This window comes from Hansschlegelia sp. KR7-227, from assembly GCF_049446035.1.
Lineage (GTDB): Bacteria > Pseudomonadota > Alphaproteobacteria > Rhizobiales > Methylopilaceae > Methylopila.
On record NZ_JBMSEA010000003.1, the window covers coordinates 228537 to 244230 of the forward strand.

Annotated in this window: 12 protein-coding genes; 9 read left to right on the forward strand and 3 right to left on the reverse strand. The window is 69.6% G+C overall.

Features of this window, described 5'->3' with window-relative positions; all coding sequences use genetic code 11:
• Nucleotides 1–8 precede the first annotated feature (8 nt).
• A complete protein-coding gene (locus ACO2RJ_RS18550; RefSeq protein WP_423269643.1) occupies nt 9–2258 on the forward strand; it encodes a DUF1989 domain-containing protein in 2250 nt (749 codons plus the stop codon).
• A gap of 37 nt (nt 2259–2295) precedes the next feature.
• Nucleotides 2296–3069, forward strand: coding sequence for a 3-oxoacyl-ACP reductase FabG (gene fabG, locus ACO2RJ_RS18555; protein ID WP_423269645.1), 774 nt, complete (start codon nt 2296–2298; stop codon nt 3067–3069).
• A gap of 172 nt (nt 3070–3241) precedes the next feature.
• Here fabG and ACO2RJ_RS18560 read toward each other — a convergent pair whose 3' ends face one another.
• The gene (locus ACO2RJ_RS18560; protein ID WP_423269647.1) at nt 3242–4402 is read right to left on the reverse strand and encodes a M20 aminoacylase family protein; all 1161 of its coding nucleotides are present in this window, start codon (nt 4400–4402) and stop codon (nt 3242–3244) included.
• 11 nt (nt 4403–4413) lie between these two features.
• The gene (locus tag ACO2RJ_RS18565; RefSeq protein ID WP_423269649.1) at nt 4414–6015 is read right to left on the reverse strand and encodes an ABC transporter substrate-binding protein; all 1602 of its coding nucleotides are present in this window, start codon (nt 6013–6015) and stop codon (nt 4414–4416) included.
• A 256-nt stretch (nt 6016–6271) separates the two neighbouring features.
• Between ACO2RJ_RS18565 and ACO2RJ_RS18570 the strand changes: the two genes are divergently transcribed.
• The 7 genes from ACO2RJ_RS18570 to ACO2RJ_RS18600 all read left to right on the forward strand — a co-directional run bounded on the left by ACO2RJ_RS18570 (nt 6272) and on the right by ACO2RJ_RS18600 (nt 14431).
• Entirely contained in the window at nt 6272–7873 is a 1602-nt protein-coding gene (locus ACO2RJ_RS18570) for an ABC transporter substrate-binding protein (protein WP_423269651.1), read from the forward strand.
• A gap of 189 nt (nt 7874–8062) precedes the next feature.
• Nucleotides 8063–9004 carry an ABC transporter permease gene (locus tag ACO2RJ_RS18575; protein WP_423269653.1) on the forward strand — a complete coding sequence of 314 codons (942 nt, stop codon included), beginning with the start codon at nt 8063–8065 and terminating at the stop codon, nt 9002–9004.
• On the forward strand, nt 9004–9924 hold the full coding sequence (locus ACO2RJ_RS18580) for an ABC transporter permease (RefSeq protein WP_423269655.1): 921 nt from the start codon (nt 9004–9006) through the stop codon (nt 9922–9924). Before ACO2RJ_RS18575 ends, ACO2RJ_RS18580 begins: the two co-directional genes overlap by 1 nt.
• Nucleotides 9925–9948: 24 nt before the next feature.
• Nucleotides 9949–10941, forward strand: coding sequence for an ABC transporter ATP-binding protein (locus tag ACO2RJ_RS18585; protein WP_423269657.1), 993 nt, complete (start codon nt 9949–9951; stop codon nt 10939–10941).
• A complete protein-coding gene (locus ACO2RJ_RS18590) occupies nt 10938–11951 on the forward strand; it encodes an ABC transporter ATP-binding protein (RefSeq protein ID WP_423269659.1) in 1014 nt (337 codons plus the stop codon). Before ACO2RJ_RS18585 ends, ACO2RJ_RS18590 begins: the two co-directional genes overlap by 4 nt.
• A 213-nt stretch (nt 11952–12164) precedes the next feature.
• Entirely contained in the window at nt 12165–13355 is a 1191-nt protein-coding gene (locus ACO2RJ_RS18595; RefSeq protein WP_423269661.1) for an amidohydrolase/deacetylase family metallohydrolase, read from the forward strand.
• Complete coding sequence (locus ACO2RJ_RS18600) at nt 13352–14431, forward strand: D-TA family PLP-dependent enzyme (RefSeq protein WP_423269663.1); 1080 nt, start codon at nt 13352–13354, stop codon at nt 14429–14431. Before ACO2RJ_RS18595 ends, ACO2RJ_RS18600 begins: the two co-directional genes overlap by 4 nt.
• A 23-nt stretch (nt 14432–14454) precedes the next feature.
• Here ACO2RJ_RS18600 and ACO2RJ_RS18605 read toward each other — a convergent pair whose 3' ends face one another.
• Nucleotides 14455–15588, reverse strand: coding sequence for a M20/M25/M40 family metallo-hydrolase (locus ACO2RJ_RS18605; RefSeq protein WP_423269665.1), 1134 nt, complete (start codon nt 15586–15588; stop codon nt 14455–14457).
• Nucleotides 15589–15694 lie beyond the last annotated feature (106 nt).

Sequence of the window (15694 nt, forward strand, 5' to 3'; positions counted from 1 at the left end):
ACGCATTCATGGACGCCATGCCCGATCCGCAGCCGCGCCGCGTGACGACGCTCGTCGCCCGCGGCGGCGAGCCGCTCGTGTTCGGCCTCTCGGCGGGCGACCGTTGCCGGGTGCTCGACGCCGAAGGCCGTCAACCCGGCCTGCTGTTCGCGGCCGAGGGGGCGCTCGTGGGTGACTTCACGCCCTCCGCCGAGGACGACGCGGACGCGGCCGCCGCGGCGAAGGCGGCGCTCGCCGCCCGCGGCGTCGACGTCTCGCGCTTGGCGGGCTTCCGGCTGTTTTCGACCGACGGCGCTCCCGGGACCGTCGCGGCCTTCGAGGCGACCGCCGACGCCGTCGTCGCGCTGACGCCCGCGGGCTCCGCCATGGCGCCCGACGAACAGACGCCGCCGACCGACCTGAGGGTGGAGATCGCGACCGACGCGCCCCCGCGCGGGGCGGCTCCGCCGCCGCTCGCCGAGCCGAAGCTCGACCTGCGGGTGCGGGCGGCGACGGCGGAGGCCTACCGCGTCAAGGCGGGCGACTACATCCAGATCATCGACGTCGACGGCAAGCAGTGCTCCGACTTCCTCGCCTTCGACGCCGCCGCGCTCGAGAACGGCGAGGAGTTCGGGCTCGATCCGACCGTCACCCGCACGCTGATGGCGACCGCCAACCCAGGTCCCGGCCTGCATTCAAAGTATTTCGACGCCCGCCTGACGCCGCTGGTCGAGATCGTGCGCGACACCGTCGGCCGGCACGACGCCTTCCTGCTGGCGTGCAACACGAAATACTACGACGATTTGGGCTATCCCGGTCACGACAACTGCACGGACAATTTCAACCGCGCGCTGAAGCCCTACGGCGTGGCGCCGAAGGCCGGCTGGCCGGCGATCAACTTTTTCTACAACACCTTCGTCGGTCCGGACGATTCGATCGGCATGGACGAGCCGTGGTCGCGCCCCGGCGACTACGTTCTCCTGCGCGCGCTGACGGATCTCGTCTGCGCCTCCTCGTCCTGCGCCGACGACATCGATCCCGCGAACGGCTGGGAGCCGACCGACGTCCATGTGCGCGTCTACGATTCGTCCGAAACCTTCTCCAGAGGCATCGCCCACCGCATGACGCCCGACGCCGAGCCGCGCCTGACGCGCGAAAGCGGATTCCATCCGCGCACCTCCGCGTTGACGCGGACGTTCGTCGAGTATCGCGGCTTCTGGCTTGCGGACTGCTATTCCGCCGAGGGGCCGATCGCCGAATACTGGGCGGCCCGCGAGCGCGCCGCGATCATGGACCTGTCGCCGCTCCGGAAGTTCGAGGTGCTCGGCCCCGACGCCGAGACGCTGATGCAGCTCGCCGTCACCCGCAACATGAAGAAGCTCGCCGTCGGGCAGGTGGTCTACACCGCCATGTGCTACGAGCACGGCGGCATGATCGACGACGGCACCGTGTTCCGTCTCGGCGAGCAGAACTTCCGCTGGATCTGCGGCGAGGACTATTGCGGGGTCCATCTGCGGGAGCTCGCCGCGAAGCACGGGCTGAAGGTCTGGGTGAAGAGCTCGACCGACCAGCTCCACAACGTCGCCCTGCAGGGCCCGCGCTCGCGCGACATCCTCGCCCCCCTCGTCGTCACGCCGCCGCACCAGCCGACGCTGGCCGAGCTCAAGTGGTTCCGCTTCACCGTGGGCCGGATCGCGGGCGCCCCCGTCCTGGTCTCGCGCACCGGCTACACCGGCGAGCTCGGCTACGAGATCTGGTGCCATCCCGAACGGGCGCCGGAGATTTGGGACGCGATCATGGCGGCGGGCGAACCTCACGGCGTCGCGCCGCTCGGCCTGAAGGCGCTCGACATGCTGCGCATCGAGGCGGGGCTCGCCTTCTCCGGCTACGAGTTCTGCGACCAGACGGACCCGTTCGAGGCCGGCATCGGCTTCGCCGTCCCCGCGGAGAAGGCCGACCCTTACGTCGGCTCGGAGGCGCTCGCCCGGCGCCGCGCCAACCCGTCGAAGAAACTCGTCGGCCTCGACGTGACGGGCGCCGAACATATCGGCCATGGCGACTGCGTCCATGTCGGCCGCGCCCAGATCGGCGTGGTGACGAGCGCGACGCGCTCGCCGGTCCTCGGCAAGACCATCGCGCTCGCCCGGCTCGACGTGACCTACGCCGAGCTCGGGACCGCGGTCGAGATCGGCAAGCTCGACGGCCAGCAGAAACGAATTTCCGCGACGGTCGTCCGCTTCCCGCATTACGATCCCGACAAGGCGCGCGTCCGGGCCTGAGGCGCCGCGCGATCCATGGCAATCATGAGGGACTGAGATGAACGCGGAACGGCCTCGCTCGGTCATCGTCACGGGCGGCACGAAGGGCATCGGCAAGGGCATCGCGAAAGGCTTCGCGGACGCCGGCTACGCGGTGCTCGTGGTCTCGCGCAACGCCGCGGAGGCCGACGCCGTGGCGAAGGAGCTCGGCGGCGGGGCGACGGGGTTCGCCGCGGATGTAGCCGACACCGACTCCACCAAGGCGATGGCGGAGGCAGCCCTCGAGCGCTACGGCGCGATCGACGTGCTCTGCGCCAACGCCGGGATCTTCCCGGCAGTGAAGCTCGGAGACATGACCGCGGCCGATTTCGACCACGTGATCGGGGTCAACCTCAAGGGCACGTTCCTGTCGGTCTCGGCCGTGCTGCCGGCCATGAAGGCCGCCGGCAAGGGCCGCATCGTGCTGACCTCCTCCATCACAGGGCCGATCACCGGCTTCCCGGGCTGGGCGCATTACGGGGCGAGCAAGGCCGGCCAGCTCGGCTTCATGCGCACCGCCGCGATCGAGCTCGCGCCGTTCGCGATCACCGTGAACGCCGTCATGCCCGGCAACATCATGACCGAGGGCCTCGACGGCATGGGTCAGGACTACATCGACGGAATGTGCGCCTCGATCCCGATGCGCCGCCTGGGCGTGGTCGCCGACATCGCGGGCGCCGCGCTCTATTTCGCGAGCGACGCCGCGAATTACGTCACCGGCCAGACGATCGTGGTCGACGGCGGCCAGGTGCTGCCCGAAGGGGCCGGCGCCATGGCCGCGATGGACGGCTGACGCTTCGGCGCGCTCAACGAGACGACCTCACTTAGAGCCGCCGTCATGGTCCGGCTTGACCGGACCATCCATTTCGGGTTCAGGCCTTACGTCCAGGATGGGTCCTCCGGTCAAGCCGGAGGACGACGGCGGCGTATGCGGCGGGCAGCCGGGGCGACGAGGCGCCATGCCGTCAGGCCGCGAGGCGGCGCTCCACGATGCGGGCGAGCAGGCTGGCGCCGACCGGCAGGATGCCGTCGTCCAGAATATAGCCGGGATTGTGCAGCGGCACGTCCCCGGCTTGACCGACCCAGGCGTAGCAGCCCGGCGCCTTGCGCAGCATGTCGGCGAAATCCTCCGAGCCCATCATCGGGCGAGGATCGGTCAGCAGCCCCTCGTCGCCCACGATCTCGCGGGCGGCCTCGGCGAAATGCGCGGCCTGCTCCTCGTGATTGATCAGCACGTCGAAGATCGACCGCAGATCGACGGCGATCTCGACCGCGAACGCCTTGGCGACGCCGTCGGCGACGGCCCTGAGGCGCTCCCGCATGAGCTCCATGATCTCGGGGTGGAAGGCCCGCATCGTGCCCGTCAGCGTCGCCTCCTCGGGAATCACGTTGTAGGCCGATCCCGCATGGATCTGCGTGATCGACAGCACGGCGGACTTCAGCGGGCTGGCGTTGCGGCTGACGATCGACTGCAGCGCCTGCACGAGCGCGGAGGCCGCCACCACCGGATCGCGCGACACCTGGGGCATGGCGGCGTGGCTGCCCGCCCCGGTGATCCTGATGTCGAAGAAGTCTGCGGCCGCCATCGCGGGGCCGGGAAACACGGCGATCTGGCCGGCCTCGAGATAGGGCGCATTGTGCAGCCCGTAGATCTCGTCGACGGGAAAGCGGTCGAACAGTCCGTCTGCGATCATCGCGCGCGCGCCGCCGAGCCCCTCCTCCGCCGGCTGGAACACGAACACCGCCGTGCCGGGAAAGTCGCGCTTCGCCGCGAGATAGCGCGCGGCGCCGAGCAGCATCGTGGTGTGGCCGTCATGGCCGCAGCCGTGGAACACGCCCGGGTTCTGCGAGCGATAGGGCAGGTTGGTGGTCTCGACGATCGGCAGCGCGTCCATGTCCGCGCGCAGGCCGATGCGGCGGCCCGATCCGCCCTCGCCCCGGAGGATGCCGACGACGCCGGTCTTGCCGATCCCGCGATGCACCTCGATCCCGAAGGAGGCGAGCTTCTCCGCGACGATCGCCGACGTGCGCTCCTCCTCGAAGCCGATCTCGGGATGGGCGTGCAGATCGTGGCGGATCGCCTTCAGATCGTCTTCGAAGGCGACGATGTCGGGGAGCGCGGGCATTCAGGCCTCCGTCAGCTTTTTTTCTCCAGGCCCCAGAACACGGGGATGGGCGACTTCACGATCCCCGTCAGCGTCGTCCGCCAGGCGGCCGGCATGCGGTATTGGCCGAGCGGGACATAGATCACCTGGTCATAGGCGCGCTCCTGGATGGCTTTCGCGATCGCCTTGCGCTGGTCGTCGCCCTCCGCCGTCACGAAATCGGCGCGCAGCTTCTCCAGCTCCGGGTCGTCGGGCCAGCCGAAGAAGCCCTTCTTGCCGCGGCCGTTGATCATCGGGTTGACCACCGGATTCCAGATCTCCGGGATCACCCAGTTGGTGAAGAACATATTCCAGCCGCCTTCGGCCGGTGGTTTCTGGCTGGCGCGGCGCGCGACCAGGGTCTGCCAATCCATCGGCTGCAGATCGACCTTGAAGCCGGCGGCCTGCAGCAGCTCGGTCGCGACCACCGGCTGGGAGGCCGTGGAGATCGTGTCGGTCGGGTGCATGATGACGATCGGCTTGCCGTCGTAGCCGGCCTCCTTCAGCAGCGCCTTCGCCTTCTCCATGTCCCCCTTGCCGATGGTGGCCGCGCCTTCGCCGGCGTCGGTCGAGAGCGGCGTGCCGCAGCCATACATGGACGGGCACAGCTGGAAATATTCGGGGTTTCCGATCAGCGCCTGCAGCACGCTTTCCTGATTGAGCGCATAGAGCGCCGCCTTGCGGATGCGGACGTCGTCGAACGGCGGATAGAGGAAGTTCATCCGGCCCATCGTCTGCGAGCCGAGCTCGTTGTAGATCTCGACCGTGACGTCCTCGGGCGCGGCCTGCAGCAGCGGCAGCAGGTCGACCGAGGGCTGCTCCATATAGTCGATCTCGCCGGTCGACAGCGCGTTCACCGCGGTCTGGGCGTCCGGCATGTTGATCCATTCGACGCGGTCGACCTTGACCGTCTTGCCGCCCGAGAGCCATTCGGCCGGCTCCGGCCGCGGCTGATACTTCTCGAACCTCTCGTACACGGTGCGGTCGCCCGGCCGGTACTCCGCGGCGACGAAGCGGAACGGACCGGAGCCGATCATCTCCTTGATCGCCTCGGTCGGCGGCGTCTCGGCGAGCCGCTTCGGCATCATGAAGGGGACCACCGAGGCCGGCTTCGCGATCAGGTCGAGCACGAAGGGAAACGGCTTCGACAGCTTGAGCGTGATGGTCTTGGGGTCGGTCGCCGTCAGGCTCTCGACCGAGTCCATCAGCATCTGCCCGCCCGCGTCGCGCGCCGCCCAGCGCTTCAGAGAGGCCACGCAGTCCTCCGCCGTGACAGGCGGCCCGTCGTGCCAGAACAGTCCGTCGCGCAAGGTGAAGGTGTAGGTCAGCTTGTCGTCCGACACCTTGAAGTCGGCCATCTGCGGTTTCGGCTCGTATTTGCTGTTCATCGACAGCAGCGTGTCGAAGATCATATAGCCGTGGTTGCGCGTGATGTGCGCGGTCGTGACGATCGGGTCGAGGATGTTGATCCCCGAATGCATCACGGCCTTGACGGTGGTCTTGGCTTGGACGCCGGCCGTCGCGGCGAAGACGAGGGCCGCAGCGGCCAAGGCTCGCGTCGCGACCTGACCGAGACGGCGGCGTGACATGCCCATGGCGCGGCCCCTTGGCTGTGATCCCTGCCCCGACAACCTAGGTCGTCGCAGGCGAACGCCTAGCAATCGAGCGAGCACAAATGGACGGCGCCGCTGACCATTGATTGTTCATCGCTCCTCCATTTCAATCGGGAGCTGGCCGTGTCGGCAGACGGCCCGCTGCGCGCGCGGCGGGCTGGCATGATCTCTGCTCCAGCGGCCCTGGCGTAAGGCGTCCCAGCCGGCATGGGGCGGGCCCGCCCCACGGAGAAACTCGATGGATCGCCGCACCTTCCTGCAAGCCTCCCTCGGCGCCGGACTGATCGGAGCCTCCGGCGGGCTCTCCGCCCCAGCGATCGCTCAAGGCGCCGCGGCGAAGACGCTGAAGTTCGTGCCGCAGGCCAATCTGGCGAATTTCGATCCGATCTGGGGCACGCAATATGTCGTCCGCAACGCCGCGGCGCTGGTCTGGGACACGCTCTACGGCGTCGACGAGAAGCTGCAGCCGCAGCGGCAGATGGTGGAGTCCGAGGAGGTGTCCGCGGACGGCCTGGTCTGGACGTTCAAGCTGCGATCCGGCCTCAAGTTCCACGACGGCGAGCCGGTTCTCGCCAAGGACGCCGTCGCGAGCCTGATCCGCTGGTCGGCCCGCGACCCGATGGGACTGATGATCCGCGCCATTCAGAACGAGCTCGTCGCGGTCGACGACACGACCTTCAAGTGGTCGCTGAAGAAGCCCTATCCGAAGATGCTGCTGGCCCTCGGCAAGAACAACGCGCCGTGCTCCTTCGTCATGCCGGAGCGTCTCGCCAAGACCGATCCCTTCACGCAGGTCAAAGAGTATGTCGGCTCCGGGCCGATGAAGTTCGTGCAAAAGGAGTGGGTGCCCGGCGCGATCGCGGTCTTCGAGAAATTCGCGGACTACAAGCCGCGCGACGAGCCGGCGTCGTGGCTCGCCGGCGGCAAGCGGATGATGCTGGACCGGATCGAGTGGATCATCATGCCGGATCCTGCGACCGCGCTCTCCGCGCTGCAGAACGGCGAGGTCGACTGGTGGGAGAACCCGCTCTCCGACCTGGTGCCGGTGCTGCAAGGGGCGTCCGACGTGTCGGTCGACATCGCCGATCCGCTCGGCAATGTCGGCGCATTCCGCATGAACCATCTGTATCCGCCGTTCGACAAGGTCGAGATTCGGCGCGCGGTGCTGACCGCGATGAACCAGGAAGACTACATGCGGGCGATCGTCGGCTCCGACGACAATCTGTGGAAGCCGCTTCCGGGCTTCTTCACGCCGGGCACGCAGTTCTACTCCGAGCAGGGCGGCGACATCCTCAAGCAGAACAACCTCGACGCCGCCAAGGCGATGCTGGAGAAGGCGGGCTATGCCGGCGAGCCGGTCACCTGCGTGGTGGCGCAGGACCAGCCGATCACCAAGGCGCAGGGCGACGTCACCGCCGACCTGCTGCGCCGCATGGGCATGAAGGTCGACTTCGTCGCGACCGACTGGGGCACCGTCGGCTCCCGCCGCGCCTCGAAGAAGCCGCCGGCCGAAGGCGGCTGGAACATGTTCCACACCTGGCACGCCGGCGCCGACTGCCTCTCCCCCGCGGGCTACAACGCGTTGCGCGCCAACGGCGACAAGGCGTGGTTCGGCTGGCCGAACAGCCCGAAGACCGAGGAGGGCATCACCGCCTGGTTCGAGGCCGCCGACCTCGAGGCGGAGAAGGCGGCGCTGGCGCGCACAAACGAAGCCGCCGTCGCCGACGTGGTCTACGCGCCGACGGGCTTCTTCCTGAGCTATCAGGCCTGGCGCTCGAACGTGAAGGGCGTGCGCAAGGGCCCGCTGCCCTTCTTCTGGGACGTGACGAAGGAGGCGTGAGGGACATGGCTGCAGGGGCGGCCTGCGTGCGTCGGGACGCGACGGCTCAGCGCCGGCGCTGCTCAGCATGAGGAGGTTCGGCGCGCTGGCGTCCTCACCCCTTCTTCCTCAGGCTGAGGAGCATGCCGGAGGCATGCGTCTCGAAGCGCGCACGCCTCTGATCCGGGCGCATTCCGGAGGAACCGCCTGATGCCCGTCATCATCCTCCGCCGCGTCATCTCCACGATCCCGGTCATGGCCGTGGTCGCCCTGTTCGTGTTCAGCCTGCTCTACATCGCCCCCGGCGATCCGGCGGCCGTGATCGCGGGCGACCAGGCGTCCCCGGAGGACGTCGAGAAGATTCGCCAGGGGCTGGGCCTCGACCGACCCTATCTCGTGCGGTTCTTCGAATGGGCGCTGCAGATCCTGCGCGGCGATCTCGGCACGTCGATCTTCACCAACCTGCCGGTCACCACCATGATCGGCCAGCGCGTCGAGCCGACGCTGTCGCTGATGGCGGTCACGCTCGTCATCGCCGTCGTGGTCGCGGTGCCGATGGGCGTCGTCGCGGCGTGGAAGGCCGACAGCTGGATCGACCGGGCGGCCATGGCCTTCGCCGTGCTGGGCTTCTCCACCCCGGTCTTCGTCGTCGGCTACCTCGTCGCCTATGTGTTCGCGCTGAAGCTCGGCTGGTTTCCGGTGCAGGGCTACAAGCCCTTCGCGGCCGGCGTCGGTCCGTGGCTGCACAGCCTGATCCTGCCGTCGGTCACGCTCGCGCTGGTCTACATCGCGCTGATCGCCCGCATCACGCGCGCCGCGATGCTCGACGTGCTCAGCCAGGACTACATCCGAACCGCCAAGGCCAAGGGCGTCGGCCAGCGCAACATCCTGTTCGTGCACGGGCTGAAGAACGCCGCCGTGCCGATCGTCACCGTGATCGGCATCGGCGTCGCCCTGCTGATCGGCGGCGCGGTGGTGACCGAGAGCGTGTTCGCGATCCCCGGCCTCGGCCGGCTCATCGTCGACGCGATTCTGAGGCGCGACTACCCCGTCATCCAAGGCGTCGTGCTGCTGTTCAGCTTCGTCTATGTGCTCGTCAATCTCGGGGTCGACGTCGTCTACACCATCGTCGACCCGAGGATCCGCTACTGATGGCCGCCGAAAGCGCGGCGCTCCGCCCGCCGCCCGGCCTCGCCGTCGCGGCCGAACTGCCGGACGTCATCCCTCCCCGTCGCCGGCTGACAGGGGCGCTCGGCTTCGCCCGCCGCCGGCCGGCGATCGCCTTCGGCGGCGGGCTTCTCGTCGTCATGCTGCTGATCGCGGTGTTCGCGCCGTGGCTCGGCACGGTCGATCCTGGCGTGCTCGCGACCTCGAAGCGCCTGCGGCCGCCGTCGGCCGAGGCCTGGTTCGGCACCGACATGCTTGGCCGCGACCTCTACTCCCGCGTGGTCTACGGCGCGCGCGTCTCGCTCACTGTCGGCTTCGCCGTCGCAGTCCTCGCCTCGATCGCGGGACTCGCGATCGGGCTGCTGTCGGGCACCGTGCGCTGGGTCGACGGTTTCGTCATGCGGCTGATCGACGGCATGATGTCGATCCCGCCGATCCTGCTCGCGGTCGCCCTCATGGCGCTCACCCGCGGCTCGCTGCAGAACGTGGTCGTCGCGATCACGCTCGCCGAAATCCCCCGCGTCGCCCGCCTCGTGCGCGGCGTGGTGCTGTCCCTGCGCGAGCAGCCCTATGTCGACGCCGCGATCGCCGCCGGCACGGGAACGCCGATGATCGTTATCCGCCACATCCTGCCGAACACGCTCGCGCCGATGACGGTTCAGGCGACCTACATCTGCGCCTCCGCCATGATCGTCGAGGCGATCCTGTCCTTCATCGGCGCCGGCGTGCCGCCGATCACGCCGTCCTGGGGGAACATCATGGCGGAGGGCCGCGCGCTCTGGCAGGTGAAGCCGAGCCTGGTGTTTTTCCCCGCAGTCTTCCTGTCGCTCACCGTGCTCGCCGTGAACCTGCTGGGCGACGGCCTTCGGGACGCCCTCGACCCCCGCATGGCGAAGAGCCTGTGACCGAGACGAAGAGGCTCTGACCGCATGGCGTTGCTCGAGGTCGACCGCCTGCAGACGCATTTCAGGACGCCCGACGGCGTCAACCGCGCGGTCGACGGCGTGTCGTTCCACATCGAGAAGGGCGAGACGCTGGCCGTCGTCGGCGAGAGCGGCTGCGGCAAGTCCGTCACCGCGATGTCGATCATGCGGCTGATCGCCGAGCCGCCGGGAAAGTCCGCCGGCGAGATCCGCTTCGAGGGGCGCGACCTGCTGAAGCTCTCCGAAAAGGAGATGAAGACGATCCGCGGCGACGACATCTCGATGATTTTTCAGGAGCCGATGACGAGCCTGAACCCCGTGCTCAGGGTCGGCCGTCAGATCGGGGAATCGCTCCGGCTCCATCAGGGCCTCGACCGGGGCCAGGCGGAGGAGAAGGCGGTCGAGATGCTGAAGCTCGTCGGCATCCCCGAGCCGAAGCGGCGCGCGACGGAATATCCGCACCAGCTCTCCGGCGGCATGCGCCAGCGCGTGATGATCGCGATGGCGCTCGCCTGCTCGCCGAAGCTGCTGATCGCCGACGAGCCGACGACCGCCCTCGACGTCACCATCCAGGCCCAGATCCTCGACCTGATGCGCGACCTGAAGGCCCGCGTCGGCGCCGCCATCCTGATCATCACCCACGACCTCGGCGTGGTGGCGGAGGTCGCCGACCGGGTCGTGGTGATGTACGCCGGCCGCAAGGTCGAGGAGGCGCCGGTGCGCCCGCTCTTCGCCAAGCCGCGCCATCCCTACACTCGCGGCCTGCTCGGCGCCGTGCCGAAGCTGGGCTCCTCGCTCGAGGGCCGCTCCGAGCGGCTCGCCGAGATCCCGGGCATCGTGCCGAGCCTCAAGACCAGGATCGACGGCTGCGTGTTTGCAAGCCGCTGCCCCGAGGCCGAGGAGATCTGCCGCCAGTTCGCGCCGGCGCTCGAGGAAAAATCCCCCGGCCATTTCGCGGCCTGCCACCACGCCGCGCGCGAGACGGACGTCGCCGCATGAGCGCGCCGCTGCTCGAGGTCAACGACCTCAAGATGCACTTTCCCCTGAACGGCGGCCTGTTCGGCGCGGCAGACCGCTTCGTCTACGCCGTCGACGGCCTGTCGTTTCGGGTCGAGAAGGGCGAGACGCTGTCGCTCGTCGGCGAAAGCGGCTGCGGCAAGTCGACGGTCGGCCGCGCCATCCTGCGCCTGCTCAAACCCACCGGAGGGCAGGTCGTGCTCGGCGGGCAGCGCATCGACGACATGTCGTCGAGTGCGCTCCGACCGCTGCGGCGGCGGGTGCAGGTGGTCTTCCAGGACCCGTTCTCCAGCCTCAACCCGCGCATCCGGGTGCGCGACGCGCTGGCCGAGCCGATCAACAATTTCCGGCTCGCCAAGAACCGCCAGGAGCTCGACCGCAAGCTCAACGCGCTGATGGACAAGGTCGGGCTCCCGCGCGAGGCGCTCGGCCGCTGGCCGCACGAATTCTCAGGCGGCCAGCGCCAGCGGATCGGCATCGCCCGCGCGCTCGCCGCGGAGCCCGACCTGATCGTCTGCGACGAAGCGGTGTCCGCGCTCGACGTCTCCGTGAAGGCGCAGATCGTCAACCTGCTCGGCGGCCTCCAGGCCGAGCTCGGCCTCGCGCTGCTGTTCATCAGCCACGATCTTGCGATCGTCGAGCACATGACGCACCGGGTGGCGGTGATGTATCTCGGCAAGATCGCGGAGATCGGGACCAAGCGCCAGATCTTCGCCCGGCCGCGCCACCCCTACACCGAGGCGCTGCTGTCCGCGGTCCCGAAGCCCGACCCGGATTCGAAGCGCGACCGCATCATGCTGAAGGGCGACGTGCCGAGCCCGATCGACCCGCCCAAGGGCTGCCGCTTCCACACCCGCTGCCCCTACGCCTTTGAGCGCTGCCGGTCCGAGGAGCCGCGGCTGAAGGAGGTCGAGCGCGGCCACGAGGCCGCCTGCCACCTGAACGACCGCGCGGCGGAGGACAATCCGCTGCTGTCGGGCGCGCGGGCATGAAGGCGGGGGAGATGGTCTGCGTGCTTCGAGACGCCTGCTCCGCAGGCTCCTCAGCATGAGGAGGGCCGAGGATGCCGGAGCGCGGAAGAGACGTGGGCAGGTCGAGACCGTTCCGCCGCCATCCTCCACGGTCCTCATGCTGAGGAGCCGCCCAAAGGGCGGCGTCTCGAAGCACGCCGGCTGCTGTCCGCATCACCTTTTCGGCCGCTTCCGATGACCTTTTCCGTCACCCACGACCTCATCCTCCGCGGCGCGCGGGTCATCGATCCCAGCCAGGATTTCGACGGGGTCGCCGACGTCGCCTTCGCGAACGGCAAGGTCTCGGGCTTCGGGCCGGATCTGCCGGCCGGCCCGGGGACGGAGATCCGCGACGTCGCCGGCGCGATCGTGACGCCCGGGCTGATCGACCTGCACACCCATGTCTATTGGGGCGGCACCTCGCTCGGGATCGACCCGGACGACTACTGCCGCCGCTCCGGCGTGACGACGTCGGTCGACACCGGCAGCGCAGGCCCCGGCAACTGGCCGGGCTTCCGGGCCCATATCATCGAGCGCGCGGAGGCGCGCGTGCTCGCCTATCTCCACGTCTCCTTCGCCGGCATTTTCGGCTTCTCCCGCACGATCATGGTGGGGGAAAGCGCGGACATCAGGCTGATGGCGCCGGCCGAGGCCGCGAAGGTCGCCGACGCCAACCGCGACCTGATCGTCGGGATCAAGGTGCGCGTCGGCCTGCACGCCTCGGGCGACCAGGGCACGAAGCCGCTCGACGCCGCGCTTCAGGTCGCCGAGGAGGTCGGCATGCCGCTCATGGCGCATATCGATCACCCTCCGCCGTCCTACGAGGAGGTGCTCGCCATGCTGCGGCCGGGCGACGTGCTGACCCACTGCTTCCGCCCCTTCCCCAACGCCCCCTGCACCGCCCAGGGAACGGTGAAGCGCGCGGTCCGCGAGGCGCGCGAGCGCGGCGTGCTGTTCGACGTCGGCCACGGCATGGGCTCCTTCGCCTTCAAGACGGCGCGCGCCATGCTGGCGCAGGGCTTCGCGCCCGACACGATCTCCTCCGACGTCCACCAGCTCTGCGTCGATGGGCCGGCCTTCGACCAGGTCACGACGATGTCGAAGTTCCTGTGCATGGGAATGCCGCTCGACGACGTGATCCGCCGCTCGACCGTGAACGCCGCCATGGCGCTGAAGCGGCCCGAATACGGCTCGCTCAAGCCGGGCTCGCTCGGCGACGCGACGGTCCTCACCGTCCGCGACGGAGAGTTCGACTACGAGGACACGGTCGGCGAACGCATGACGGGGACCCGGCGCATCGTCTCGGAAGGCGTCGTGCTCAAGGGCCGCTGGCTGCACGCAGCCGAAGGTTCGGCGTTCGGGCGACAGGTCGCGGCCGCCTCGTGAGCCCGCTCGGCGCCGAGATCGCCCGGACGTTCGGAACGCCCGCCGTCGTGATCGACCTCGACGTCGTCGAGGCCAACATCGCCCGCGTGCAGGCGATCTGCGACGCGGCCGGCGTCGTCAACCGTCCGCATGTCAAGACGCACAAATCGCCGGAGATCGCGAAGCTCCAGATCGCCGCCGGCGCCCGCGGGATCACCTGCCAGAAGCTCGGCGAGGCGGAGGTGATGGCGGAGGCCGGCCTCGACGACATCCTGATCAGCTACAATCTTCTCGGCGAGCAGAAGCTCGGGCGCCTCGCCGCGCTCATGCGGCGCGCGAGCGTCACCGTAGCCGCCGACAGCGCCGTGACGGCGGACGGGCTCGCGACCGCGGCCGCGCGCGCCGGGCGGACGCTCGACGTCGTGGTGGAATGCGACACCGGCATGAAGCGGGCGGGCGTCGAGACCCCGGCGGAGGCCGTCGCCCTCGCGCGCCGGATCGCGGCGACGCCCGGCCTCGGCTTCGCCGGCCTGCTGCTCTATCCGCCGCCCGACCGCTGGCCCGCCACCCAGAGCTTCCTCGACGCCGCGACCGCAGGCCTCCGCGACGCCGGGCTCGCCTGCCGCATCGTCTCGACCGGCGGCTCTCCGAACCTGCCGCATCTGGGCGAACTCAAAGGCGCGACGGAGCATCGGCCGGGCACTTACGTCTTCAACGACCGCATGCAGATGGCGGCGGGCGTCGCGACGCTCGCCGACTGCGCGCTCACGGTCTACGCGACCGTCGTCAGCCGCGCTGGCGCGGAGCGCGGGATCGTCGACGCCGGCTCCAAGACCCTGACGAGCGATCCCGGCGGCGGTCTCGACGGCCACGGGCTGATCCTCGACCTCGCCGGCGCCCGCATCGCCGCGCTGTCGGAGGAGCACGGCTTCCTCGACCTGTCCGCCTGCGGGGAGCGCCCAGGCGTCGGCGAGGTCGTGCGCATCGTGCCGAACCATGTCTGCGTCGTCGTCAACATGGTCGACCGGCTGGTCGCCGTGCGCGGCGGGGCGATCGTCGGCGAGATCGCCGTCGCGGCGCGCGGCAGGATCGGCTGACGCCGACGTCGCGGCATCGCCCTTCAGGCGAGCCGCGTCAGCAGTCCCGCGATCAGCGCGGCCCGGCGCGGCAGGCTCTCCACGACGATGTGCTCGTCGAGCGTGTGGTAGCCCTCGCCGACGACGCCGAGCCCGTCGAGCGAAGCGATCCCCGCGGCGCCGGTGAAGTTGGCGTCGGAGCCGCCGCCCGACGATCCATGCGTGAGGTCGAAGCCGATGTCGCGCGCGACGTCGCGGGCGAGGTCGTACAGCGCCATCGTGCCCGGCCCCGGCTCCCACACCGGCCGCGTGACGCCGCGCGTGACCCGGAAGCCGAGGCCGTCGCCGTCGATACGCGTCAGCGCCAGCATGCGCTCCACGCCGCGGTCGAGATCCGACTGGCGCTTGGCCATGCTGAGCGCTTCGGCGCGGCAGCTCTTCGGAACGCAGTTCACCCACTGGCCGCCATGGACGACGCCGACGCTGAAGGTGCAGTCGTCGTCGGTCATCGCCTCGATCTCGCCGATCCGCCGCGCCATCTCGGCGATCGCCGAGCGGCCCTTGCGCGGGTCGAAGCCGGCGTGGATCGGACGGCCGGTCGCCTCGAGGTCGAAGCGGGCGATCGCGTAGCGGCCGGTGACGACGCCGTCCGGCGGATGGGCCGGCTCCGGCACGAGAACGTAGGAATGGCGGGCGGCCTCGGCCTCGATGATCGCGCGGCAGCCGGGGCTGCCGATCTCCTCGTCGGAGGTCAGCAGCACGGTCACCGGCAGCGGCGTTTCGATCCCGGCCTCGGCCAGCCGCCGGATCGCCTCGACCGCGGCGTAGGTCCCGCCCTTCATGTCGAGGATCCCGGGCCCGTAAGCGCGGCCGCCCTCGACGTGGAAAGGAAGCGCTTCGAGCGTGCCGAGCGGGTGCACCGTGTCGAGATGCGCCATCACCAGCACGCCCTTCTCGCCCTGGCGCGGATGCGGAACGGTCGCGCGCACGCAGTCGCCGAGCCCCGGCGGTCCCGCGATCCGCTCGACCGCCGCTCCGGCCGCGGCGAGATCGCCGGAGGCGAGGTCCATCATCGCGTTGACGGCCTCGGGAACGAAGGTCGGGCTCTCGCATTCGACCCAGCGCCGGAGCCCCGAAAGCATCGTCGCGGCGTCGAAGGACGGCGTCTTCACGGTCATGTCGCGTCTCCCATGGTCCGCCCGCCGAGCAAGGTCCAGGCCGAACGACCGTTCATCTCGCGCCGCGCGGACGAAAAAAAACGGCGAGCCCACGAAGGAGCTCGCC